Below are 23270 nucleotides of genomic sequence, written 5' to 3'. Positions count from 1 at the left end.
GTCCGCAACCGGTGCGTTCGACCTTTCTTCGCGCACTGCGACTTGGCCTTTCCACACTCATAAGGGGAATGAGCGAGGCGGCTCGCGCTTGCGTGTACGCGGCCGTCGCAACGACAAGGACTGCGCTTGGACTCGAAACGTGCGAAACGAAGATTCAGCCGTTTGATACTGCCGGCGATGCGTCGGATCGGGCTGCCGCTTGGTGCGGCGCTCGCGGCGCGCAAACTCGGCAAGCGTCGCGGCCGCGTGCGGGTCAGTGAAGCGCCGTTGCGCGCGGAACTGCTGACCGCTGCGCAGATGGGCGAACGCGGCGGCGAACTCGCCGGCGAACATCAATGGCGGCGCGCACGCCGCGGCGACGTGCAACTGCTCGAACGGCTGCGCCACAACGAGGCACTGATCGACGACACCTGTCGCGCGCTCGCCGCGGCGATCGCCGACAAGCACCGCATCACCCCGGCCGGCGAATGGCTGCTCGATCAGCTGCACGTGATCCACGAACAAGTGCGCAAGACGCGCACTCATTTGCCGCACGGTTACAGCGCCGAACTGCCGGTGCTGACACGCGGCGCGAGCGCGGGCATGCCGCGCGTGTACGACCTTGCGCTCGATGCCATCTCGCACGGCGACGGCCGCGTCGACCAGGATGCGCTCGCGCGCTTCGTGCGCGCCTACCAGGAGCGCGCGCCGCTGAGCCTCGGCGAACTCTGGGCGATTCCGATCATGCTGCGCGCTGCGTTGATCGAGAATCTCGGCCGCGCCGCCGCACGTGTGCGCCGTGGCCTCGCGCACAGTCGTCTCGCCGCGCATTGGGCGCGGCTGATGCTCGAGACGGCGCAGCGCGAGCCGAAGAGCCTTATCCTCGTCGTCGCCGATATGGCGCGCACCGAGCCGCCGCTGACTCAGGCCTTCGTCGCCGAAATGTCGCGGCGCCTGCACGGTGCGGGCGCGGCGCTGAACCTGCCGCTGTCGTGGATCGAGCAGCGTCTCGCCGAGGCGGGGCTGTCGATCGCCCAGCTCGTGCAGAATTCGCATCACGAGCGCGCGCTCGACCGCGTCACGATCGACAACTCGATCGCGAGCCTGCGCTTGCTCGACGCGCTCGACTGGCACGACTTCGTCGAAGCCGCGAGCGCAGTCGATCGCGTGCTCGGCCAGGACCCGGCCGGCGTTTATGCGCGCATGGACTTCGCCACGCGCGACGCCTATCGCCATGCGGTCGAGCATTTCGCCCGGCTTACCGATCACAGCGAATCTGAGGTCGCGCAGGCCGCACTCGACCTTGCGCGCGCCGCCTCGGCGGACGCACCCGCGACGGACGCGCTGCCCGCAGCACATATTGGCTACCACCTGGTCGGTGCCGGGCGTACGCGCTTGCTGCGTCACTGCGGCGCCGGCATCGCGACGGCGCAGCGGGAGAAATGGCGCAGCGGCGGCCTGCCGTTCCCGGTCTATTGCACCGCCGTCGTCGTGCTCGGGCTCGCCGCGGCCGTGCCATTGCTGCACGTATTGTGGACGACCGAGTTGCCGCTCTGGCTGCGTCTCGTTGCGGCGTTCTGCGCGGTGGTTGCGATCAGTCAACCCGCGGTTTGGGTCGTCGATCGTCTCGCGCTTTCTCTGGTCGCACCGCAGCCGTTGCCGCGCATGGATTTCCGCAAAGGCATTCCGGCCGATGCGCGCACGCTCGTCGTCGTGCCGTGCCTTATCGGCAGTACGGAAGAAGCTGACTCGCTCGCCGATCAGCTCGAACTGCGCTATCTGGCCAATCGCAACGACGGCCTCGGCTTCGTCCTGCTGAGCGACTTTCCCGACGCCGACGCGGAACATCTGCCGGGCGATGCGGCCGTGCTCGACGCCGCGGTCGCTGCGATCCGCGAACTGAACCAGCGTCATGCGAAGGCGCATTTCTTTCTGCTGCATCGCCCGCGCACATGGAACGACGGCGAGCGGCACTGGATGGGCCGCGAACGCAAGCGCGGCAAACTCGGCGACTTGAATGCGCTGTTACGCGGCGGAAATGCCGATGCGTTCAGCTGCATCGTCGGCGATCGCGCCGTGCTCGACGGCGTGCGCTACGTGATCACGCTCGACGTCGATACGCGCCTGCCGAGCGACACCGCGCGCAGACTCGTCGAGACGATGGCGCATCCGCTCAACCGGCCGCGTCTCGATGCCGGCGCGCGCAGGGTCGAGTCGGGCTATTCGATTCTGCAGCCGCGCATCGGCAACCTGCTGCCGTCGGCCGGCAGCACGCGTTACGCGACGATGTTCGGCGGCGATGCCGGGCTCGACCCGTACACGCTCGCCGTATCCGACCTCTACCAGGATCTGTTCGGCGAAGGTTCGTTCATCGGCAAGGGCATCTACGACGTCGAGGCGTTTGAGCGCACGCTCGGTGCGGAAGCGGCCGAGCGCGCCGACGACGCAGCGGAGGTCGGGCGTTTCCCGCACAACCGGATTCTTTCCCATGACCTGCTCGAAGGCTGCTACGCGCGCGCCGGTCTGACCGCCGATATCGAACTTTATGAGGAATACCCGCAGAGCTATCGCGTCGATGCGCAACGGCGCGCGCGCTGGATTCGCGGCGATTGGCAGATCGCGGCATGGCTGTTTCCTTCGGTGCCGATGGCCGACGGGCGGCGCGAACGCAATCCGTTGTCGTGGCTGTCGCGCTGGAAAATTTTCGACAATCTGCGCCGCAGTGTATTGCCGCCGGCCCTGTTCGCTCTGCTGCTGATCGCATGGCTGGCGCTGCCCGCGCCGAGCGCGTGGACCGCGTTCGTGCTCGCCGCGGTTTTCCTGCCGGTGATTCTCGATGCCCTGCCGCCATTGCTGCGCGTGCCGAGCAACGGACTCGCGCGGCATTTCGGCGACGTCCTGCGCAACCTCGGGACGGCCGCACTGCGCGTTGCTTTCCGCCTGATCTGCCTGCCGTTCGAGGCGGTGCAGAATGCGAGCGCGATCGTGCGCACCGGCTGGCGGGTGCACGTGTCGAAGCGGCACTTGCTGCAGTGGGTCGCATCGAGCGTGGTCGCGCAGCGCGCGCGCGGCGAAGGCGCGACGGCTGCGTGGTACGAAATGAAAGCGGCGCCGATCGCGGCGCTCGCCGTCGCCGCTGCGCTGATCCCGTTCCGCGCCGACGCGTTGGCGCTCGCGCTGCCGTGGCTGCTCGCTTGGTTCTTCGCTCCAGCCATCGTTGCGTGGACTGCACGCGCGCCCACGCGTGCGGCGCAGCCGCTCGACGCGCAGCAGACCGCCTTCGTGCGCCAGGCCGCGCGCCGAACCTGGGCCTGGTTCGAGCAATTCGTCAGCGCCGAAGACAACTGGCTGCCGCCGGATCACTTCCAGGAGTATCCGTCGGTCAAGATCATGCACCGCACCTCGTCGACCAACATCGGCATGGGCCTGCTGGCGAATCTCGCTGCGCACGATCTCGGCTACGTTTCGCTGCGCGGCCTGCTCGCGGCGACGCGGCGCACCTTCGACAGCTTGCAGAAACTCGAACGTTATCGCGGCCACATCTACAACTGGTACGACACGGCGACGCTGCAGCCGCTGCAGCCAATGTACGTCTCGACGGTGGACAGCGGCAACTTCGTCGGCCACGTACTGACCTTGCGCCAAGGTTTGTACGAATGCCTCAACGCACCGGTCGTCGGCCGCCAGGTGTTCGCCGGTCTTGCAGACACCTTCGCCGTGCTGCGCGCATTGAGCGAGCGCACGGGCGGCGAAGTCTGGCAGCCTTTCGCCGACGCGCTCGCTTCGGCGCGGCAGTTGCCGCCTGAGCTGCCGATCGCGCCGATCCACGCCGCGCTGCGCGAGCTGTTCCTCAGTGCGCAGGCGCTGCATGCGGCCTTGTCGGCCGGCGCGCCGCTCGAGCGCGAGTGGAGCGAAAAACTGGTGCGCCAGGCCGCGATGGCGATGGCCGACCTCGAAGATTTCGTCGGCGACGTGTCGATCGCCGCTGCGGTCGCGAATGCGGCCGGCGCCATCCACACCCAGTCGCCGATGCCGAGTCTCGCCGCGCTCGCCGTGGCGAAGTCGATTTCGCCCGCGGCGCAGGAACTCGCGCGCACCTGCATGCACGAGATCGAAGCGCTCGGCGCGCTGTGCGCCGATTTCGCGCGCGTCGATTTCGCCTTCCTCTACGACCCGGCGCGCGAGCAGTTCGCGATCGGCTACAACGTCGGCGAAGGCCGGCGCGACGCCGGCTACTACGACCTGCTTGCGTCCGAAGCGCGCCTCGCCGTCTACATTGCCGTCGCCCAGGGCCAGATCGCGCAGGACGGTTGGTTCTCGCTCGGCCGCGTGCAGACGCAGACGCGCGACGGCCAGGTGCTGCTGTCGTGGAGCGGCTCGATGTTCGAGTACCTGATGCCGCAATTGATCATGCCGGCGTGGCCCGGCAGCCTGATCGCCGAATCGACGCGCGTCGCCGTCGCGCAGCAGATCGCCTGGGGCCGCGAGCAGGGCCTGCCGTGGGGCATTTCCGAGTCGGGATATTTCCTCACCGACGCGGGACAGAACTATCACTACCGCGCGTTCGGCACGCCGGGGCTCGGGCTGCAGCGCGGCCTGTCGCAGGATCGCGTCATCGCGCCGTACGCGAGCGCGCTCGCCCTGCTCGTCGCTCCGCGCGAGGCGGCGCGCAACCTCGCCGACCTCGCCGCGCGCGGCTGGTGGTCTCAGTGGGGCTACTACGAGGCGATCGACTTCACCCCGGCGCATCTGCCCGCGGGCGAAACGGTCGGCGTCGTGCGCGAGTACATGGCGCATCACCAGGGCATGAGCCTGGTCGCGTTCGACGAATGCGTGAACGGCGCGCCGATGCAGCGGCGCTTCGCCGCCGACGCCGAACTGGCCGCCGTGCTGCTGTTGCTGCAGGAGCGAATCACGCGCGCGGAAACGGTGCAAGTCGGCGACACCCGCCTGCTCGACGCGCGCGCCGAAGAGGAAGCACCGGCGGCGCCGCAGCGACGCTACACGCGCGCAGACACGCCGCGCCCGGCCGTGCAGCTGCTGAGCAACGGCAACTACCACGTCATGCTGACCCAGAGCGGCGCCGGCTACAGCCGCTGGCACGAGCTTGATCTCACGCGCTGGCGCGAAGATCCGACGCGCGACGGCTGGGGCAGTTTCATCCACATCCGCGACGTCGAAGAAGGCAAGGTCTGGAGCACCGGCGCGATGGTCGCCGCGGCCGACGTCGAAGCCTACGAGATCACCTTCGACGACGCGCGCGTCGAGCAGCGCCTGACTTTGGACCGCGGCGATGCGCGCGTACAGATCGTCGTCTCGCCCGAGGACGATGTCGAACTGCGCCGCCTGCGCCTGACCAATCGCGCGCGCGTCGCGCGCACGTTCGAGCTGACCAGCTACGCCGAAGTCGTGCTCAACACCGGCGCGGCCGACGCGCTGCATCCGGCGTTCAACAACCTGTTCGTGCAGACCGAGATTCTGCAGGCGTATCCGGCGATTCTCGCCACGCGCCGTCCGCGTCTGGCCGACGACGCGCAGCCGTGGCTCGTGCATCTGTTCTGCGTACGCGAAGAGGCGGGCCGCGCGACGCCGGCCGAGACTTCGTTTGAGACCGACCGCGTACGTTTTCTCGGCCGCGGCCGCGGCGCGAACGATCCGGCCGCGCTGCAGCGCGCGGGTGCGCTGTCGAACACGGCCGGCGACGTGCTCGATCCGGTCGTGGCGATCCGCCATCGCGTCAGCGTGCCGGCCGAAAGCAGCGTCATCGTCGACTTCGTCACCGGCGCCGGTGCCAGCCGCGAAGCCGTGCTCGCGCTGGTCGACAAGTATCGCGACCGCGCGCTCGCCGACCGCGCGCTGGCGATCGCACCGACGCACAACCGCATGCTGCTCGGCCAGATCAACGTCGCCGAAAGCGAAGCGCAGCTCTATTCACGGCTCGCTTCGGCGATTCTCTACGCCGATCCGGCGCGGCGCGCGCAGGCCGACGTGATCGCCAGCAACCGCTTGAGCCAGGCCGGCCTGTGGGCGCACGGCATTTCCGGCGACCTGTCGATCGCGCTCGTGCTGATCGAAGACGTGGACAAGCTCGTCCTGGTCCGCCAGGCCGTCGCCGCGCAGCGTTATTGCCGCAACAAGGGCCTGAAGTTCGACCTGATCGTGCTCAACGAGGAGCGCGGCGGCTATCGCCAAGAAGTGAACGATGCGATCTACGGCGCCGTCGCCGCGATCGGCGAAGCCGCAATGATCGACAAGCCCGGCGGTGTCTTCGTGCGTTCGAGCGCGCAGATCCCGCACGAGGATCGCGTGCAACTGCTCGCGGTCGCGCGTGTCGTGCTCAGCGACCGCGCGGGCAGTTTCGCCGAGCAGCTCAAGGACACGAAGTCCGTGGTCGGCGAATTCGCGGTGCCGAAGCTCGTTGCCACGCGCGAGGACGCGGAGGTCGATACGCGCGAAGTGCCGATGCCGAAACTGGATCTGTTCAACGGCTACGGCGGCTTCGCTCGCGACGGGCGCGAATACGTGATCGTCTGCGACGCGGCGAAGCGCACGCCGCTGCCGTGGGTGAACGTGCTCGCCAATCCGAATTTCGGCAGCGTGGTCAGCGAAGCGGGCTCGGGCTATACGTTCTTCGACAACGCGCACGAATACCGGCTGACGCCGTGGCAGAACGACGCCGTATCCGACGCAGGCGGCGAAGCGTTCTACCTGCGCGACGAAGAGACCGGCGCGTACTGGTCGCCGTCGCCGCTGCCCGCCTGCGGCAACGGCCGCTATATCGCGCGTCACGGTTTCGGTTACAGCCAGTTCGAGCACATCGAGGATGGCATTGCGAGCGAGCTGCGCATGCACGTCGATGCCGAGACGCCGGTGAAATTCTTCGTTCTGCGCCTGCACAACGATTCGGGCCGCGCGCGCAAGCTCACGATCACCGGCTACGTCGAGTGGGTGCTCGGCGATCTGCCGGCGAAGACCGCGCAGCATGTCGCCAGCTGGCTCGACGCGAGCGGCGCCCTGTTCGCGCGCAACACCTGGAACGCCGAGTTCGCCGAGCACGTCGCCTTCTTCGACGCCGAGAATTCGCAGCGCACGGTGAGCACCGATCGCAGCGAATTCATCGGCCGCAACGGCAATCTTGCGGCGCCGGCGGCAATGCAGCGGACGACGCTGTCGGGCCGCATTGGCGCCGGTCTCGATCCGTGCGCGGCGATCCAGGTTCCGCTCGAACTGGCCGACGGCGAGACGCGCGAGGTGATCTTCCGCCTCGGTGCCGCGCGCAGCGCCGAAGAAGCCGAGAATCTCGTCGTGCGCTTCCGCCGCTCGGGTTCGGCGCGCGCTTCGTTCGAGGCGGTCACGGCGGTGTGGAACCGCCTCGCCGGCAGCCTCGTCGCGACCACGCCGGACGCCGGTTTCAACCTGCTCGCGAACGGCTGGCTGCTGTATCAGACGATCGCGTGCCGACTGTGGGCGCGCAGCGGTTTCCACCAGTCCGGCGGCGCTTTCGGCTTTCGCGATCAGCTGCAGGACGCGATGGCCCTCGTTCACGCCGATCCGCCCCTGCTGCGCGAGCAGATCCTGCTCGCCGCGCAATGCCAGTTCCGCGAGGGCGACGTGTTGCACTGGTGGCATCCGCCCGGCGGCCGCGGCGTGCGCACGCGCTGCTCGGACGATTATCTGTGGCTGCCGCTCGCCGTCGCACGCTACGTGCATACGAGCGGCGACCACGCGATCCTCGCCGAACGCAGCCACTATCTCGAAGGCCGGCCGCTCAATGCGGGCGAAGAGTCGTACTACGACCTGCCGCTGCGTTCGAACGAGATGGCCGATCTCTATCAGCATTGCGTGCGCGCGATCGAGCACGGGCTGGCCGGCGTCAAGGGCAGCGTGCACGGCCTGCCGCGCATGGGCAGCGGCGACTGGAACGACGGCATGAATGCGGTCGGTGCCGGCGGCATGGGTGAAAGCGTCTGGCTCGGATTCTTTCTCTATCGCGTGCTGACGGAATTCGCCGCGATCGCGCGCCTGCACAACGACGGCATCTTCGCTACACGCTGCGAGCGCGAGGCGCAGGAACTGCAGGCGAATATCGAATCGCATGCCTGGGACGGCGAGTGGTACCGCCGCGCCTGGTTCGACGACGGCACGCCGCTCGGATCGAAAGACGACCGGCAATGCCGCATCGATTCGATCGCGCAGAGCTGGGCCGTCCTTTCGGGCGCGGCCGACCCCACGCGCGCGGCGAGCGCGCTCGATGCGCTCGACGCACACCTGGTCGACGAAGACGCGCGTCTGATCCGTCTGCTCGATCCGCCGTTCGATCGGCGCCACGAAGCGTCGAAAGAGGAAAGTCGCAGCGCGACGACGGGAGCGCCCGATATACACGCACCCGATCCGGGCTATATCGCCGGCTACCTGTCGGGCGTGCGCGAGAACGGCGGCCAGTACACGCACGCGGCGGTCTGGGCGACGATGGCGTTCGCCGAGGCGGGCCGCGTCGAACGCGCCTGGCAGTTGTTCCGCCTGATCAATCCGATCGGCCACGCGGTCGACGGAAAAAGTACGGAAATATACAAAGGCGAGCCGTACGTCGTCGCCGGCGACGTCTACGCGAATCCCGCACATGCGGGCCGCGCCGGCTGGACTTGGTACACCGGCTCGGCCGGCTGGATGTACCGCTTGCTGGTCGAGACTTTCCTCGGCCTCACGCGCGAAGGCACACGCCTGCGCATCGCGCCGCGCCTGCCGGCGGCATGGCCCGGTGTCGACCTTGCCTACCGGCACGGCGACGCGACGTATGCAATCCACGTCGAGCGCGACGCGTCGCGGCCGCCCGGCAGCGTGCTGCTCGATGGTGTGGCGCAGGCCGACAACTCGATCGAACTCAATCCGGCTGCCGGCGTGCATCGCGTCGAGGTGTATCTCGATGCGGCACCTAAGGAAACCTAGCCATATGTGAGCACGGCCGAGGCGAAGAATATTCGCCCGGCCGCCATCGGCATCGTATCGCCTCAGCGCTTGCGCGTCGCGTAAGCCTGCATCCCGGGCAGCGTCAGGCGGTACACGAGCAGCATATTGTCGTTGTCGAATTCCGAATCGCAGCGCTGCTTCTGCATCACGCAGCGGCGCGCGATGAAGTCGTTGTCGTTGCCGACGATAAGAAAGTAATCGTCGGGATGAGCCGGATCGAGCACGGAAACCAGATCCATCGCCTCCCATTTTTCCGACAAGGTCAGCGGACGGTTCTTCGGCTTGGTTTCGAGGTTGAGACCGAAGCGCGCCAACTGGGTCGGGTTGAGCAGATCGACCAGCTCGGTCCAGCGGATCGGCTCGATGCCGGGTTTGAGCGCCGTGTCGTCCTGTGCCCGCAGCACCGATTCCGTGCCGGTTTCGTAGACACCGCCGGCGAGGTTCGTTGCGCCTTCGGTGTCGGCGAGCAGGACGCTTTTGTAGACGATCGGTTTTTCGTTGTCGGCGCCGAGGCCGTTCGCGTCGCGCGCGAGCATCAGGAACTGGTGCGCGTTGAGCGCGCGGATTTCGCTCTGTGCGGCGGTGCGGTTCACGCGTCCGCCGTCGCCGTCGGAGGTGTAGGCCGGCAACTGCATCACATAGTGCGCGATCGGCGCCGTGGGCAGCGCGCGCTGCGCGGTGTCGTAGACGAGCACGCGCAGGGTCACGCGGCCGCTCGCATCGCGTTTGTCGCCGGCACGCGCGGTGTCTTGTACGAGCGCGCTCTGCAGGGCGACAAAAAGGCGCGTGCCGTCGGGCGACAACGACATGCCTTCGACGCCCTGATTGTTGCGCCGTCCGCTGTCGGGCGGCGCGAGCGAATTGAAATTGATTTTGCCGGCGGTGTGCGGCACGACCGCGTTCGGCGGCACGAGCGCGCCGCGCATGCGGCCGCTGCCGTCGAACAGGTAGACATAGGCGGCGTATTCGTCGCCGATGTAGAAACTGCCGTCGGCGGCGAACGAGAGCGATTCGCTGTCGATCGCGATCTTGCCCGCACCGACGCCTTGCGCGGGGACCGGAAACAAGGTGCCGCCGATATTTTTCGTCGCCGCGCCCGGATCGGCGCCGGTGAACGGTGTGCCGCGAACGTCGCGCAGTTCACGGCCGCCGTCGGGCACGAGCCGCATCTGGTTCTGCGAGGCGACGTCGGCGGGTAAAGGCCGGCCTGTGTACGGCGTGAAGCGGATACGAAAGCGGTGCAGGCGCGCGGCGTAGTCGTAGAACAGGCCGGCGCCCGGATCGTTGCGGCCGCGATCGGGCAGGGTCCACAGGACGCCTTCGTAGTGATCGCCGACGCGGCGCCAGCTCGCCTTGTCGACGCCGAGCGAGGAGAACGAGCCGAGCGTGTCGCCGAGGAAATCCACGGTCTGTGCGGACAGACGTCCGGTGCCGACGAGGCCGTGATTGACGAAGGTCTGGCCGGCGAAGCTCACGGACTGTGCGCCCGCCGCATCGTCGCGATGCGGCGTGGTGAATTCCGTTCCCGTCGCGAACGCGGCGGAAGACAGCAGCCATGCGCAGGCGAACGTTTTCGCGCGCACCGCAATGGCGACGCGCGTGGGCGAAGCCGCTGCGCCGCGCTTAGAAGCGCACATCGATCGAGCCGAAGATTTGCCGCGGCGCGGAGGCGTGGAACACATAGATCGTGCCTCTCGGATCGACCGGAGCGAACACGCTGCTGTCCAGGTTGGCCGCATAGCGCCGGTCGGTCAGGTTGGTCAGGTTGAGCATCACGCGCACGTCCTTGGCGTAGGAAACCGCGCCGAAATCGTAGCCTGCGCTGAGGTCGAACGTGGTGTAGCCGCCGAAGCCGCGATCGTTGGTGTAGGTATAGTAGCGCCGGCCCGTGTACTTGCCGCGCAAGGTCGCGAACAGCGGGCCATCGGTCCAGGTCAGCTCGCTCGAAAACATCTTCTGCGGCGTATCGACCTGGATTTTGCCGCGCGTCGGCTGCAGCACGCCGCCCTGCACGTAGTCGTTGTCGTAGGTCGAGCGGTTGAACGAGGCCGAGTTGTACCAGCGCCAGTGCTCGGACGGCGTCCACAGGAAGGTCAGTTCGAGGCCGTGGCTCGACACGCCGCCGACGTTGTAGAAGCGGTTGCCGCAGTTCGGGCCGACCGGCTGGCGCGAATCGCAGGGGTTGTACTGCAGCAGGCGGTTGTCGAAGTTCACGTCGTAGACGGCGGCCGAAGCCTGAAAGTCTTCGCGCACGATGCGGTAGCCCGCTTCGAGCGTGCGCGATTTTTCCGGCTTGAGTGCGCCGGCCTGGGAATCCCACACTGCCTGGCTCACGGCCTGCGGACCGAGCTTGAAACCGCCCTGGAACATGGCGATGTTCTTCGCATAGCCGGCGAAGACTTCCTGGCCTTCGGCGAGTTCGTAGCGCACGCCGGCCTGCGGCAGCAGAGCCTTGCTCGCCGACAGCTTGCCGGTGGCGAACTGATTGTTCGAAGTCGGCAGGATCGGCTTCTTCGCCACGCCGGGCAGCGCGGTCGCGCTCGACGTGGCGTGCGGGCTCTTCAGGCCGAAGTCGAGAGTGAGGCGATCGTCCATCAGTTTGATCGTGTCGCGCAGCCAGGCCTGTCGCGTTTCCCAGACGGTGCGCTGGGCGAACACGCCGACGTCGGGCTGGCGGCCGATGAAACCGTCGAGGCTGGTCGGGCCGGTCACGTCGGTGTAGTTGTAGCGCGAGGCCGAGCTGACATTGTGCTCGTACCACACGCCGCCTTCGAGGCGGTTGATGCCCGCGTCCCAACCGAAGCTGAGCTGGGCGCCGGTGCGGTTGATCGTGTACAGCGTGGTGCGGACGATCAGCGGAAGCTGTTGCGGCGTACCGAAGTTCGACCAGCTGCCGCTGTTCCAGTTGTTGCCCGCGCCCTTGTCCTCGTGATGGTAGACCTGCGCGTGCAGATCGACGTTGGTGCTCGGGAAGAAGTCGCCGGCGACGTAGTAGACGTCGTCGTTGCGCAGAATCTGGCCGCCGGTGAAAGCGCCGTCGGCGTCCTGGTCGGGGCCGCTCTTGTCGCAGAGTTTCGCGTTCAGGCTGCCGGCGTTGCAGTAGGCGCGGCTCAGCGCTTTCTGCCAGTTCGGCGCGTAGCCGCCCCAGTCCCAGCCGAGGCCGCGCGCGAAGCCGTCCTTAGACAGATAGAAGTCGTCGGCCTGCGAGGTGCGCGAGGTATCGACGAAGGCGGAGAGCTTGCCGTACTCGAATGCGTAGACCGCCTTGGCGTTGAACTGCTTGGTCGTGGACTGGTTGTAGGCCGGCTGATTGACGAACAAATCCGAGGTTGCGTACATGCCGGACAGGTAGGCCGAGAAGCCGTTCCATTCGCCCGTATCGAGGCGCACGAAACTGCGCCGGTTCGCATCCGAGCCGAAGGTCTGGGTGAAGCGCGCGCCGGGCGTTTTCGCCGGATCGCTCGACTTGTATGAGATCGCGCCGCCGAGGTTGCTCGTCGACGGCGTGCCGATATTGCCGATGCCTTCGGCGAGTTCTGCGCTGGCAAGGTTTTCCGCGATCAGCGCACGCGGCAGGCTCAGTCCGTTGTAGTTGTTGTACGCGCTGTCGCCGAGCGGCATGTTGTCGAGCGTGTAGCCGAGGCGCGTCGAATTGAAGCCGCGCAGGCTCAAGGTCAGCGACTGCTCGTTCGCGCTCAGCGCGTCGATCGACTGCGCATTCACGCCGGGCAGGATGTTCAGCACTTTCTGCGGATTGGTGCCGGGCGGCAGCGCGTCGAGGTTCTTCGACGTGATGCGCTGGACCTGGCGCGCCTGGCCGGTGCCGACGACCGAGATCGCTTCAAGTTCTTTGGCGGACTGCGTCGCGCCTGCGCTGTCGGCGGCGGCTGCGTCGGCGGACGGTGCGGTGTTGTCGGCAGCCGGCTGCGCGGCGCAGGCAAGAGTGGAAATCGCCAGGCTCAAAGCCAGGGCGAGTGTAGTTTTTCGATACATGGAATATCCCCGTTGACCCCTTCCGGCATGGAGCGCCGAAAAGCGCAGCAGCATTCCACGGCTCTATGAAAGCGCCGTGACATGCGCTGCGACGCAGAGGCGCGAAGACGAACGAGCGTCTTCGCGATCCGGATCGATGGGTGTCAGAGAGATTCGCGCCGCGAACGACGCGGCGGCGGCATCAAGGTTTGGCTTTTGCCGGCGCCTGTGCGATCGGCAGATACAGCGCGCTCGGATGCGCGTCGTCGTGATAGAGCTTGATCGTCACTGTGCGCGCGTCCTTGGCGGATTCCTCCGTGACCGCGCCGCCGGCGTTGTAGTTCTTTTCCATATTGCGCGAATTCACCGGGCCGACGACGAGACGCAGGCGGCTGCTCTTGGCGATGCGGCGCGCAATGAAATTGAAGTGATCGAAGTCGTAGCGTTCGATCGCACCGGGCTGCACGAGGGCGGGCTCGCGCAGGCTCTTGCGATAGCGCGCGCGCATTACGTCGAACGCGAGCAGCATGCTGCGGCCGTCGCTCTTCATCTCGTAGACGAAGACGGAGAGATCGGTGTCGCGCTGATCGAGTGCGAGCCACGCGCTAAGTTTGATGAAGCCGGCCAGTTCGGTGTCTTCGGCGAACGGCTCGGAGTGGTAGACGAGAATCCTGCCGGCCGCGTCGAGCAAGCCGCTCTGGTCGAGCAGGCCGTGGTCGCCGGCGCGGTAGGCGTCGCGGATCGAGACGAACGGCCGCGTATCGAGCGGATCGGAGACGAAGCGGTCGGGCTGCGCGGCACCGCGCACGGGCGCGGCGTGCAGCGAGCCCGAGGCGAGCACGTCGTCGGCGCGTCCGTTTGCCGAAGCGAGATACAGCGCGCGCGGCTGCGCCGTGATCGCGGCGAGCGAATCGGCATAGCGCCATTCACCGTCGCCCTCGCCGACCATGTAGTACGCAACTTTGTTTTTCAGGAACTCCGGCCGTGGGGCGCCCTTGAGCGTCCAGTCGTACCAGTCGCGATGCAACCGCTGCAGGTCGATCGCCGCGGCCTGGCCGAAGCGCACACCGCCGTATTGCGCCGTGGGCATCTGCGAACCGAAATGGTCCCACGGCCCGATGATCAGATAGTGGCGCGCGCGGGCCTGCAGCGTCGCCTGCGCCTGATGGTCGCGATAGTACGAGAGCGCGCCGAGCTGATCGGCGTCGTACTGGCCGGTGATGGTGAGGATCGGCAGGTCGATCTTGGCGAACTGCGCCGTGGTCGGAGCGTGGCTGTCCCAGAACGCGTCGAGGTACGGATGCGCCAGCCAGGTCTGCAGGATCGGCGAGGGATTGCCGACCAGCGTATCGATCTCGCGGAACGGACGATGCTGCAGATACCACTTGCCGAACTGGCCGTCCCAGAAGCCGCGGTCGACGTAGAGATTGAATTGCACGTCGCGCCCGCTGGTCAGCGTCAGCCACTGGATGACGTACGGCGAGGTGATGTTGTTGTGCATCGGGAAATCGACACCGGGCCGCGGCGAAGCGACTGGCACGATCGCCGACAGATGCGGCGGAAATTCCTTGGCCGTCGCCCATTGCGCATAGCCGAGATAGGAGCCGCCGTGCATGGCGATCTTGCCGTTGCAGTAGTCCTGCGCGGCGAGCCATTCGACGACGTCGTGGCCGTCCTTGGCTTCCTGCAGCAGCGGTGTGAATTCGCCCGCGGAATTGCCGCGGCCGCGCGCATCGACGGTGACGAACACGTAGCCGTGGCCGGCGAAATATTTCGCCGGCTCATGAAAACCCTGGGCCACGTACGGATCGAGGGTGAAGATGCACGGCAGCGGCTCTTTCTGTCCCTGCGGCCGGTACAGCGTGGCGTTGAGTTTGACACCGTCGCGCAGCGGAATCTTCACGCCCCAGCGAAAATCGACGGGGCTGCCTGCGTCCGCCGCGGGTGCGGCGGCGGACGCGAGGGACCACACCAGCAGCGCCCAGGCGAGGGCGAATCGCACGAACATCAACTCTCTCCCCAGCGAGACGTTCGCTTATTTCTTCGGCGCGGCGATCGGCAGGTACAACGCACTCGGATGCGCGGCGTCGTGATACAGGGTCACCGTCACCGTGCGTGCGTCCTTGCCGGACTCTTCGGCGACGACACCGCCGGCGTTGTAGTTCTTCTCGAACTGCTTGGAGTTGAGCGGACCGAACACGAGGCGCAGGCGGCTGCCCTTGCCGATGCGGCGCGCAGTGAACGGGAACGCGTCGAAGTCGTAGCGTTCGATCGCGCCCGATTTGACCAGCGCGGGTTCGCGCACACCCTTGCGATAGCGTGCGCGCAGCATGTTCGAGCCGAGCTGGATGCTGCTGCCGTCGGGGCGGATTTCATAGAGGAAGGCGATGAAATCCGTGTCCGGCTGGTCGAGCGAAAGCCAGACGCTGAGTTTCGGGAAGCCCGCGAGTTCGGTGTCCTGCGCGAGCGGCGCGGTGTGGTAGGCGAGGATCTTGCCGCTCGCCTCGATCAGGCCACGCTGCGAGATCAGGCCGGTCTCGAAGTCCGCCCAACCGTCCCATGCGGTGAATTTGGTATCGAGCGGGTCGTAGACATAGCGGTCCGGCGTGCCGCCCGACGCGGGCTTGGCCGCGCCGAGCGTGCCCGACGCATAGATGTCGTTGGCGCGGCCGCCTTCCGATGACAGGTACATCGGGCGCGCTTCCGCGGTGACCGCGGCGAGCGAGGGCGCGTAACGCCATTCCTCGGCACCGCCGCCGAGCACGTAGTAGGCGACCTTGTCCTTGAGGAACTCGGGCTTGCTGCCGCCCTTCATCGTCCAGTCGAACCAGTCCTTGTGCAGCTTGTTCACGTCGACCAGGCTGGCCGGGCCGAACTTGAGTCCGCCGACGTCGACCTTCGGCGTGCGCGTACCCGGGTGGTCCCAGGGGCCGATGATCAGGTAATGCTTGGCCTTCGCCGCTTCGGAGCCGCGCTGGAAATGTTCGCGGTAGAACGACAGCGCGCCGGGCTGGTCGTCGTCGTACTGACCGGTGATCGAGAGGATCGGCAGATCGATCTTGGCGAACTGTTCCGGCGTCGGGCTATAGCTGTCCCAATAGGCGTCGGGCTCGGGATGCGCGACCCAGGTCTGGAAGATCGGCGAAGGATTGCCGACGACAGTGTCGAGTTCCTTGTACGGGCGATGGCTCTTGTACAGCTTGTCGAACTGCGTGGCCCAGAATGCCAGGTCGCCGAAGATGCCCTCCTGGCTCGTGTGTCCGCTCGTCAGCGTGAGCCACTGCATGTCGTACGAATAATAGATGTTGCTCACGAACGGAAAGTCGACGCTCGGGCGCGGCGAGGCGACCGGCACGATCGTCGCCAGATGCGGCGGGAATTCCTTGGCCGTGGCCCACTGGTCGTAGCCGGCGTAGGAGCCGCCCCACATGGTGATCTTGCCGTCGCAATAGGACTGCTTGGCCAGCCACTCGACGATGTCGTGGCCGTCCTTCGCTTCCTGCAGCAGCGGGGTGAACTCGCCCTCGGAATTGCCGCGGCCGCGCACGTCGATGGTCAAGAACACATAGTCGTGCGTGGCGAAGTACATGCCGCGCTCGTGGTAGCTCTGCGAGATATACGGGGTCAGGGTGAACACGCACGGCACCGGCGCCTTCTGTTCGTACGGCCGATACAGCGTCGCGTTGAGCTTCACCCCGTCGCGCAGCGGAATCTTCACGCCCCACTGGAAGTCGACCAGTTTCGCTTTGTCCGCCTCGGGCGTTTGCGCGAACGTCGTCACGGAACAGAGCAGAGCGAGGCAAAGCGGGGCGAGTCTTGCGTACATCGTGGGTCTCCCGTGGCAAAGGCGTGGATTGCAGCGCGAATCGGGACGAGCGTCGTCCGAACGGGAAGGATAGAACGTCGTCGCGGGGTCTAAGCGGACGTCGTCTGCGTTGCCGGTGCAGCGCGCGCGCGGCGGAATTCGCCCGGAGTCGAGCCGTTGATGCGCTTGAACACGGTGTTGAACGTCGACTTGCTGCCGAAGCCGCAGGCCAGGGCGATTTCGAGGATCGTGCGCGTATCGGCCGGGTCGGCCAGGCAGGTTTCCGCCGCAGCGACGCGGAAGCCGTTGACGAACTCGAAGAAATTGCGACCGAGGCCCTGGTTGAGCGCCTGTGACACGTAGTTCGGCGGCCAGCCGCTGCGCCGGCTCAGCGCCTGCAGGTCGAACGAGCCGTCGGCATAGAGACGTTCATTGGTCAGCAACCGCGTCAATTCGGCAGCGATCTGCCGGCATTGTGCGGGATCAAGCCCCGAACGTTCGTAGCGTGCGGCCGCGCTGTCGTCGGTGCGCGCGGGCGGCTCGGTCAGTTCCGGCGGAATCAGGATGCGTTGGCGCAGGCCGAACCAGCCGAGAAGATAGAGTGCGATCATGATCACACACGCGATCGCCGTGCCGAGCCATTCGAAGTCGTGCGTGTCGGCGATACGCTGGAGGCGGTCGAACGAGGCGAGCATCCAGGTCACGCCGACCACGGCGGCGAGCGAGCGCAGCCAGGCGAGGTGCAGCGCGCCCTCGTCCGCGCTGACCTGTTCGAGCACGGCGCGCGCCTGATACGTGCGCAGCGCGGTGAGACAGATATATGGCACACCCTGCAGCACCCAGGCGTGATAGCTGAGCTGATACAGAAACTGCCCCGTCGGCGATGTGTCGAGCGCGTAGAGCGCGTTGCCGAGCGAGAAGGCCAGCGTCGCGCCGAACGGCAGCAGATGCCACCATGCGTCGCGGACGCGCGGCGGCGACACCGAGGTCAGGGCCAGAGCATAGCCATACAACAGCGGCCCGAGCAGGTAGGCCCCCGGCACGTTGAGCGTGTGCAGCCAGCGGATCGCCGCATCGGGCAGTTCGTCGCGCCAGCCCATGATCGCCAGAGCCACGGCGTATTCCAACGCAAGGCAGACGAAGAAGGCGGTCAGCCACGGCGAAGTGCGTGTACGCATGCCGGCGCCGAGAGCCGCAGTCAGCGCGGTGATGCCGAACGTCGCGGCGGCGGTGGCGAAATCGAGTTGGCTCAGTGCGGTCAGCGTCATGGACGCGGCGGATGATGGCATGGAGCGCGGCGCGCAGGAATCCGTGCAGCGCACAGTTGTCGATCGCGCAAACGCGCGGGGCCGTGCGGCGCGCGCGGTCGCGGCGGCACAGCGCAAGCGGATTGCGATCGCGTTACACTGCGTCCCCCTCTCTTTGCGTTACCGATCGGTCTGATGAAAAAGAAATCCCCCAAGTCCCCGCCCGTCACCCAAACCCAGGCCGAGGACGCCGTGCGCGTGCTGCTGCGCTGGGCCGGCGACGACCCGACCCGCGAAGGCCTGGTCGACACGCCCAAGCGCGTGGTCAATGCATACAAGGACTGGTTCTCCGGCTACGCCGACGATCCGGCCGACGAGCTGCGCCGCACCTTCGAGGAAGTCGCCGGCTACGACGAAATGGTCGTGCTGCGCGACATCGAGTTCGCCTCGCACTGCGAGCATCACATGGCGCCGATCATCGGCCGCGCCCACGTCGGCTACCTGCCGACCAATCGCGTCGTCGGCATCTCCAAGCTCGCCCGCGTCGTCGAAATCTTCGCGCGCCGCCTGCAGGTGCAGGAGAAACTCACCTCGCAGATCGCGCATTGCATCGACGACGTGCTCAAGCCGCGCGGCGTCGGCGTCGTCATCGACGCGTCGCACGAGTGCATGACCACGCGCGGCATCAACAAGACCGGCGTGTCGATGATCTCGAGCCAGATGCTCGGCACGTTCCGCACCGACGCGCGCACGCGCGGCGAGTTCCTGCGCTTCATCGACATCGACGCGCCGCGGCGGAAATAACGGCATGCGCGGGAGAACTCTCGCCCTGTCGGCGGTCGCCGTGCTTCTCGCCTGCTACGCCTGCGCGTCCGGCGCGCAGGCGGTTGCACCCGATCTCAAGTCGGTGCCGACCGGGAAGGGTTGGAAAGGTGACGTCGCCGCTACCAAACTCGTCGACAAGGACGGCAGGGCCGCGATCGAGTTCGACCGGGATGAGCAGAAAGTCGTCTGGCTCGACGGGTTCGAGTTCGCCGGTGGCGTCATCGAGTTCGATGCCAAGGGCAGGAGCGCTCCGCCGCAAAGCAGCTTCGTCGGCGTGGCATTCCGCGTCGAAAATGCGGTCACCCACGATGCGGTGTACTTCCGTCCGTTCAATTTTCGCGCTGCGGATCCGGTGAAGAGGTCGCACGCTGTCCAATACATCTCGGAGCCGCAGTGGCCGTGGGAAAAGCTGCGCGAGGAAAAGCCCGGGCAGTTCGAGAAATCGATCGAACCCGCGCCGGACGGCGACGCCTGGTTTCACGTCAAGATCGTCGTGCAAAAACGGCAAGTCAGCGTCTTCGTCAACGGCGCAGCAAAACCGTCGCTGACGGTGAACGAACTGAGCACTCGCAGCGGCGGCTCCGTCGGGCTTTGGTGCAACGGCTACGGCCTCATCGCAAATCTCAAGATCACCCCGCAAAAGTGATGCGGTTGGGCTGAGCAATTCGACCGGCCCGAGGTCTTTACGACCTCCGCGCGCCTTGCGCATCGGATCGTCGAAAGCGGGTGCCGGTTTCGTCGGGCACTTTGCAAAAAGTGCGTGCTGGCTCACTCGGCGACGCGCGATTCCTATTCATTCAGCCAGCAGGTTCGAGATCGACGTTCGCCAGTCGAAGGGCGGGATCGTTCACGCAATTCTTTGTGCGTGGAACCTGTCTTTGTGATTCAATTCGCTCCCGCCGCCGCGATGGATATTCCAGTGGAAAATACCTCACCTCCCGTGCGCCGCGCGGCGTTGGTCTTCATTTTCATCACGCTGCTGATCGACATTCTCTCGTTCGGCCTGATCATTCCGGTGCTGCCGCACCTGATCAAGAATTTCGTCGGCGGCGACACGTCGCTCGCGGCGTGGTGGTACATGGCCTTCGCGGTCGTATTCATGGCGATGCAGTTCGTGTTCACGCCGGTGCAGGGAGCGCTCGCCGACCGTTTCGGCCGGCGCCCGATCATCCTCGCCTCGAACCTCGGCCTCGGCCTCGATTTCCTCATGATGGCCCTGGTCAACACGCTGCCGCTGCTGTTCATCGGCCGCGTGATCTCGGGCATCACTTCGGCGAGCTTCTCCGCCTCGAACGCCTACGTTGCCGACGTGACGCCGCCGGAGAAGCGTGCGCAGGCGTTCGGCGTGCTCGGCATTGCGTTCGGCGTCGGCTTCGTCATCGCGCCGGTCATCGGCGGCCTGCTCGGCGAAATCCACCCGCGTCTGCCGTTCTGGGCCGCGGTGTTCATGTGCCTGACCAACTTCTGTTACGGCTTGTTCGTGCTGCCGGAATCGCTGACCCCGGACAAGCGCAGCGCGCGCTTCGACTGGGCGCACGCGAATCCGTTCGGCGCGCTGAAGCTGCTTTCGCGCTACCCGCAGGTGCTCGGTCTGGTCGGTGTGGTCGCGCTGATCGCACTCGCGCACATGGTTTATCCGACTACGTTCGTGCTCTACGCGGACTACCGCTTCGGCTGGGGTCCGCGCATGGTCGGCATCACTCTCGGCCTGGTCGGTATCCTCTCGGCCATCGTGCAAGGCGGCCTGATCAAGCCGATCGTCGGCAAGCTCGGCGAACGCCGCGCGCTGCTGTTCGGCCTCGCCTGCGGCATGCTCGGTTTCACCCTGTACGCGCTGGCGCCGACCGGCTACTGGTTCTGGGCGGCGATGCCGATCGCAACGTTCTGGGGCGTGGCTCAGCCAGCCGCGCAGGCGATGATGAGCCACCTCGTCGATCCGCGCGAGCAGGGCCGCCTGCAAGGCGCGGTGGCGAGCGTGTCGAGCATCGCCGGCATCGTCGGTGCGCTCCTGTTCCCCTCCACGCTCGCGTTGGTTTCAGGCTCGCACGACCACGGCATCTGGGCGGGGGCGACGTTCTTCATCGCCGCGAGTATTCTCGGCTGCGCCCTGCTGTTTGCCTGGTACCTCTCCGCGCATCTGCCGGACGCAGTGACCGCGGCGACCAAGCTGGAGCCGGGCCCGGACATCACCGAGGAAATCGCCGCGAGCACGAGCGAGCTGCGCGCGCCGGTGCGCGAGGGCGAATCGCTTCCGTAGCGATCGTGTGTGCCTTTGCCGCCGGCGAAGGCGCATGTTGCAGCAAAATCCACTTTTAGCATTTTTGCAAAATGCACTTGCGCTTTGCGTCGCACAGGCGTAAGGTGCGCCGCCTCGCACATCCGCGTGCGAAAAATTTTCCAAGCATTGTCATGAAACGAATCGATTTCACCCACTCGAATATTGCGCAAAGCGCCGCTGATCGCGGCCTGCGCGCGCTCGCCTGCGCGATGCCGCGCCGCGAAGCGCAGCGCGCGAATCCGACCTGACATCGTATCGATGGGGGTCGGTCCAAACCGACCTCCCGTGTACCGCGAACGCCCCGGGAGGCTTGCCCCCGGGGCGTTTTCTTTTGCGCGTCTCGCGCGAAAGGAATCAAAACATTGGCGTTCGCGAAGAGATGACGAATTCGGCGCGGCAAGCGCCAACAGAATTGATGCTTGGCGACAAGCATCAATGCGCGAGCGATGAAACGACAGGTCGCAGCGGTCCGGGATCGATCCCGGCCGGTGCGCTCGGGCTCTGCCCGTGCGTATGCCGAGGTTTGCACGACGTCGTTCGCACGAGTGGGAGTGGTAGCTCAGTTGGTAGAGCATTCGATTGTCGATCGAAAGGCCGCGGGTTCGAATCCCGTCCACTCCGCCAGAAGATAGCTCAGTTGGGTAGAGCAGAAGGTAACCCCTTCGGGTCGCGGGTTCGAATCCCGCTCTTTGAAACTGCCTGTTACGCAGTGCTGTCAGGGCGCAAGCCCACACCAGGAAACGCCCCGTGCGTTCCGCTCCGAAACGATCGGCTTGCCGGTTCGATCGACGCGGTGCGCAGCGGCGGCGATGGCCGAAACCGGTCCCGCGTCGGCGCGGATTCGGTGTCGAGAATGCGAAGTACGGCAGCCGCCACAGTGCCGCACCGAATGTTCGACACGCCGCAATCCCAACCGTATGCGCACCGGCTTTCCGCTTCGGCGTCGTCAGGGGCGTTTCCATCTTTTTTGCGTTTTGCGCGGCCCGGCGGCGACGTGCAAAAAAAGTATACGAATGCCGCCGTCACAGAAGGAGTGGTGTCATGTTGTGGATGAAGAGGGTCGTGGTCGGAGACGGCGAGCGCGGCCTGAAGTACAAGAACCGTCGCTTCAAAAGCGTGCTCGCACCGGGCGTGTACTGGATCGTCACGTTCGGCAACAACGAAGTTCGCGTGTTCGATCTGGCCAAGAGCGAATACGACGGCAAGGATGTCGATGTGCTGATCGAGCGTCTCGGTGCTGATCTCGGCGAGACCTTCGTGCTCGCCGACATCGGCACGAGCGAAGTCGGTCTGGTTTCGCAGAACGGCAAGCTCGTCGACGTGCTCGCACCGGGTTCGCGCAAGCTGTACTGGCGCGGTCCGCTGAAGACGGAGGTCGAGTGCGTGGCGATCGGTACCGATTTGCAGGTCGCCGCGGCCACGGTCAAGCGTCTGCGTCAGCTCGGCACGCTGTCGCGTTACGCCGTCGCGCTCGACGTGCCGGCGGAGTATGCGGGTCTGGTCTTCGTCGACGGCAAGCTCGCGTTGACTTTGACGCCGGGCGCGTATGCGTTCTGGAACTTCGCCAAGAACGTTGCGGTCGAGGTCGTCGATTTGCGCGTGCAGAGCGCCGAAGTGTCGGGTCAGGAAATGTTGACTCGCGACAAGGTCAGCCTGCGCGTCAACCTGGCTGCGAGCTATCGCGTCGTCGACGCGGTAGCGATGCGTACCAAGGTGGCGAAGTTCGCCGAGTACTTGTACCGCGAGCTGCAGTTCGGTCTGCGCAAGGTCGTCGCTGCGCGCACGCTGGACGAGCTGCTTGGCGACAAGGCGTCGCTCGACGGCGACATCTACGCCTACGTGCGCGGCCGCGTCGTCGAGTTCGGTGTCGAAGTGCTCGGCGTGGGCGTCAAGGACGTGATCCTGCCGGGCGAGATGCGCGACATCTTGAACAGCGTCGTGCAGGCGGAGAAGTCGGCGCAGGCCAACGTGATCCGCCGTCGTGAGGAGGCCAACGCCATGCGTTCGGCGCTCAACACGGCGAAGTTGCTCGCCGACAACCCGATGCTGTTGCGTTTGAAGGAGCTCGAGTCGCTGGAGAAAGTGACCGAGAAGATCGGCAAGCTCACCGTGTTCGACGGCCTCGACGGCGTCATGAACCAGTTGGTCCGTCTTAAGGTGAGCGGTTGATATGCAGGCCCCGTACCAGCCTGTCTGT

Annotated in this window: 10 protein-coding genes and 2 tRNA genes; 7 read left to right on the top strand and 5 right to left on the bottom strand. The window is 66.2% G+C overall.

The features are described from left to right. The first annotated feature begins 177 nt into the window (after window positions 1–177). Window positions 178–8925: a glucoamylase family protein gene (locus FFS30_RS17380; RefSeq protein ID WP_137914432.1), complete on the top strand. Its 8748-nt coding sequence runs from the start codon at window positions 178–180 to the stop codon at window positions 8923–8925. Window positions 8926–8987: 62 nt separating this feature from the next. Here FFS30_RS17380 and FFS30_RS17375 read toward each other — a convergent pair whose 3' ends face one another. The 5 genes from FFS30_RS17375 to FFS30_RS17355 all read right to left on the bottom strand — a co-directional run bounded on the left by FFS30_RS17375 (window position 8988) and on the right by FFS30_RS17355 (window position 17991). After that, window positions 8988–10583 carry an esterase-like activity of phytase family protein gene (locus FFS30_RS17375; RefSeq protein WP_137914431.1) on the bottom strand — a complete coding sequence of 532 codons (1596 nt, stop codon included), beginning with the start codon at window positions 10581–10583 and terminating at the stop codon, window positions 8988–8990. Then, a complete protein-coding gene (locus tag FFS30_RS17370) occupies window positions 10570–12939 on the bottom strand; it encodes a TonB-dependent receptor (protein ID WP_137914430.1) in 2370 nt (789 codons plus the stop codon). Before FFS30_RS17370 ends, FFS30_RS17375 begins: the two co-directional genes overlap by 14 nt. Before the next feature lie 181 nt (window positions 12940–13120). Beyond that, a complete protein-coding gene (locus FFS30_RS17365; RefSeq protein WP_137914429.1) occupies window positions 13121–14926 on the bottom strand; it encodes a CocE/NonD family hydrolase in 1806 nt (601 codons plus the stop codon). A 27-nt stretch (window positions 14927–14953) separates the two neighbouring features. Further along, window positions 14954–16744, bottom strand: coding sequence for a CocE/NonD family hydrolase (locus FFS30_RS17360; protein ID WP_137914428.1), 1791 nt, complete (start codon window positions 16742–16744; stop codon window positions 14954–14956). A gap of 89 nt (window positions 16745–16833) precedes the next feature. Continuing rightward, the gene (locus FFS30_RS17355) at window positions 16834–17991 is read right to left on the bottom strand and encodes an AraC family transcriptional regulator (RefSeq protein ID WP_171014692.1); all 1158 of its coding nucleotides are present in this window, start codon (window positions 17989–17991) and stop codon (window positions 16834–16836) included. A 174-nt stretch (window positions 17992–18165) separates the two neighbouring features. On the opposite strand from FFS30_RS17355, the gene folE reads away from it, so the two are divergent. From folE to FFS30_RS17325, 6 genes are all read left to right on the top strand, one after another. Then, a complete protein-coding gene (folE, locus tag FFS30_RS17350; RefSeq protein WP_137914426.1) occupies window positions 18166–18774 on the top strand; it encodes a GTP cyclohydrolase I FolE in 609 nt (202 codons plus the stop codon). 4 nt (window positions 18775–18778) lie between these two features. Continuing rightward, window positions 18779–19441, top strand: a complete 663-nt coding sequence (locus tag FFS30_RS17345; RefSeq protein WP_137914425.1) for a hypothetical protein — start codon at window positions 18779–18781, stop codon at window positions 19439–19441. Window positions 19442–19675: 234 nt separating this feature from the next. Continuing rightward, a complete protein-coding gene (locus tag FFS30_RS17340; protein ID WP_249352536.1) occupies window positions 19676–21052 on the top strand; it encodes a TCR/Tet family MFS transporter in 1377 nt (458 codons plus the stop codon). A gap of 569 nt (window positions 21053–21621) precedes the next feature. Next, window positions 21622–21697, top strand: a tRNA-Asp gene (locus FFS30_RS17335). Further along, window positions 21695–21767: transfer RNA gene (locus FFS30_RS17330), tRNA-Leu, on the top strand. The genes FFS30_RS17335 and FFS30_RS17330 overlap by 3 nt, the downstream gene beginning before the upstream one ends. A gap of 347 nt (window positions 21768–22114) precedes the next feature. Continuing rightward, window positions 22115–23242 (top strand): slipin family protein, encoded by a 1128-nt coding sequence (locus FFS30_RS17325; RefSeq protein WP_137914424.1) that lies wholly within the window; start codon window positions 22115–22117, stop codon window positions 23240–23242. Window positions 23243–23270: the final 28 nt, after the last annotated feature.

Origin of the sequence: Rudaea sp. 3F27F6 (assembly GCF_005503555.1) — a bacterium.
Lineage (GTDB): Bacteria > Pseudomonadota > Gammaproteobacteria > Xanthomonadales > Rhodanobacteraceae > Rudaea.
Note: the sequence above shows the minus strand (reverse complement) of the source record. Positions and strands in the feature narration are given on the sequence as shown.

Excerpts from the sequence above, each read along its gene's own strand:
- FFS30_RS17345 (WP_137914425.1), top strand. The coding sequence starts at position 18,779 with ATGCGCGGGAGAACTCTCGCCCTGTCGGCGGTCGCCGTGCTTCTCGCC.
- FFS30_RS17370 (WP_137914430.1), bottom strand. The coding sequence starts at position 12,939 with ATGTATCGAAAAACTACACTCGCCCTGGCTTTGAGCCTGGCGATTTCC.
- FFS30_RS17380 (WP_137914432.1), top strand. The coding sequence starts at position 178 with ATGCGTCGGATCGGGCTGCCGCTTGGTGCGGCGCTCGCGGCGCGCAAA.
- FFS30_RS17355 (WP_171014692.1), bottom strand. The coding sequence starts at position 17,991 with ATGACGCTGACCGCACTGAGCCAACTCGATTTCGCCACCGCCGCCGCG.
- FFS30_RS17365 (WP_137914429.1), bottom strand. The coding sequence starts at position 14,926 with ATGTTCGTGCGATTCGCCCTCGCCTGGGCGCTGCTGGTGTGGTCCCTC.
- FFS30_RS17375 (WP_137914431.1), bottom strand. The coding sequence starts at position 10,583 with ATGTGCGCTTCTAAGCGCGGCGCAGCGGCTTCGCCCACGCGCGTCGCC.
- folE (WP_137914426.1), top strand. The coding sequence starts at position 18,166 with ATGAAAAAGAAATCCCCCAAGTCCCCGCCCGTCACCCAAACCCAGGCC.
- FFS30_RS17325 (WP_137914424.1), top strand. The coding sequence starts at position 22,115 with ATGTTGTGGATGAAGAGGGTCGTGGTCGGAGACGGCGAGCGCGGCCTG.
- FFS30_RS17360 (WP_137914428.1), bottom strand. The coding sequence starts at position 16,744 with ATGTACGCAAGACTCGCCCCGCTTTGCCTCGCTCTGCTCTGTTCCGTG.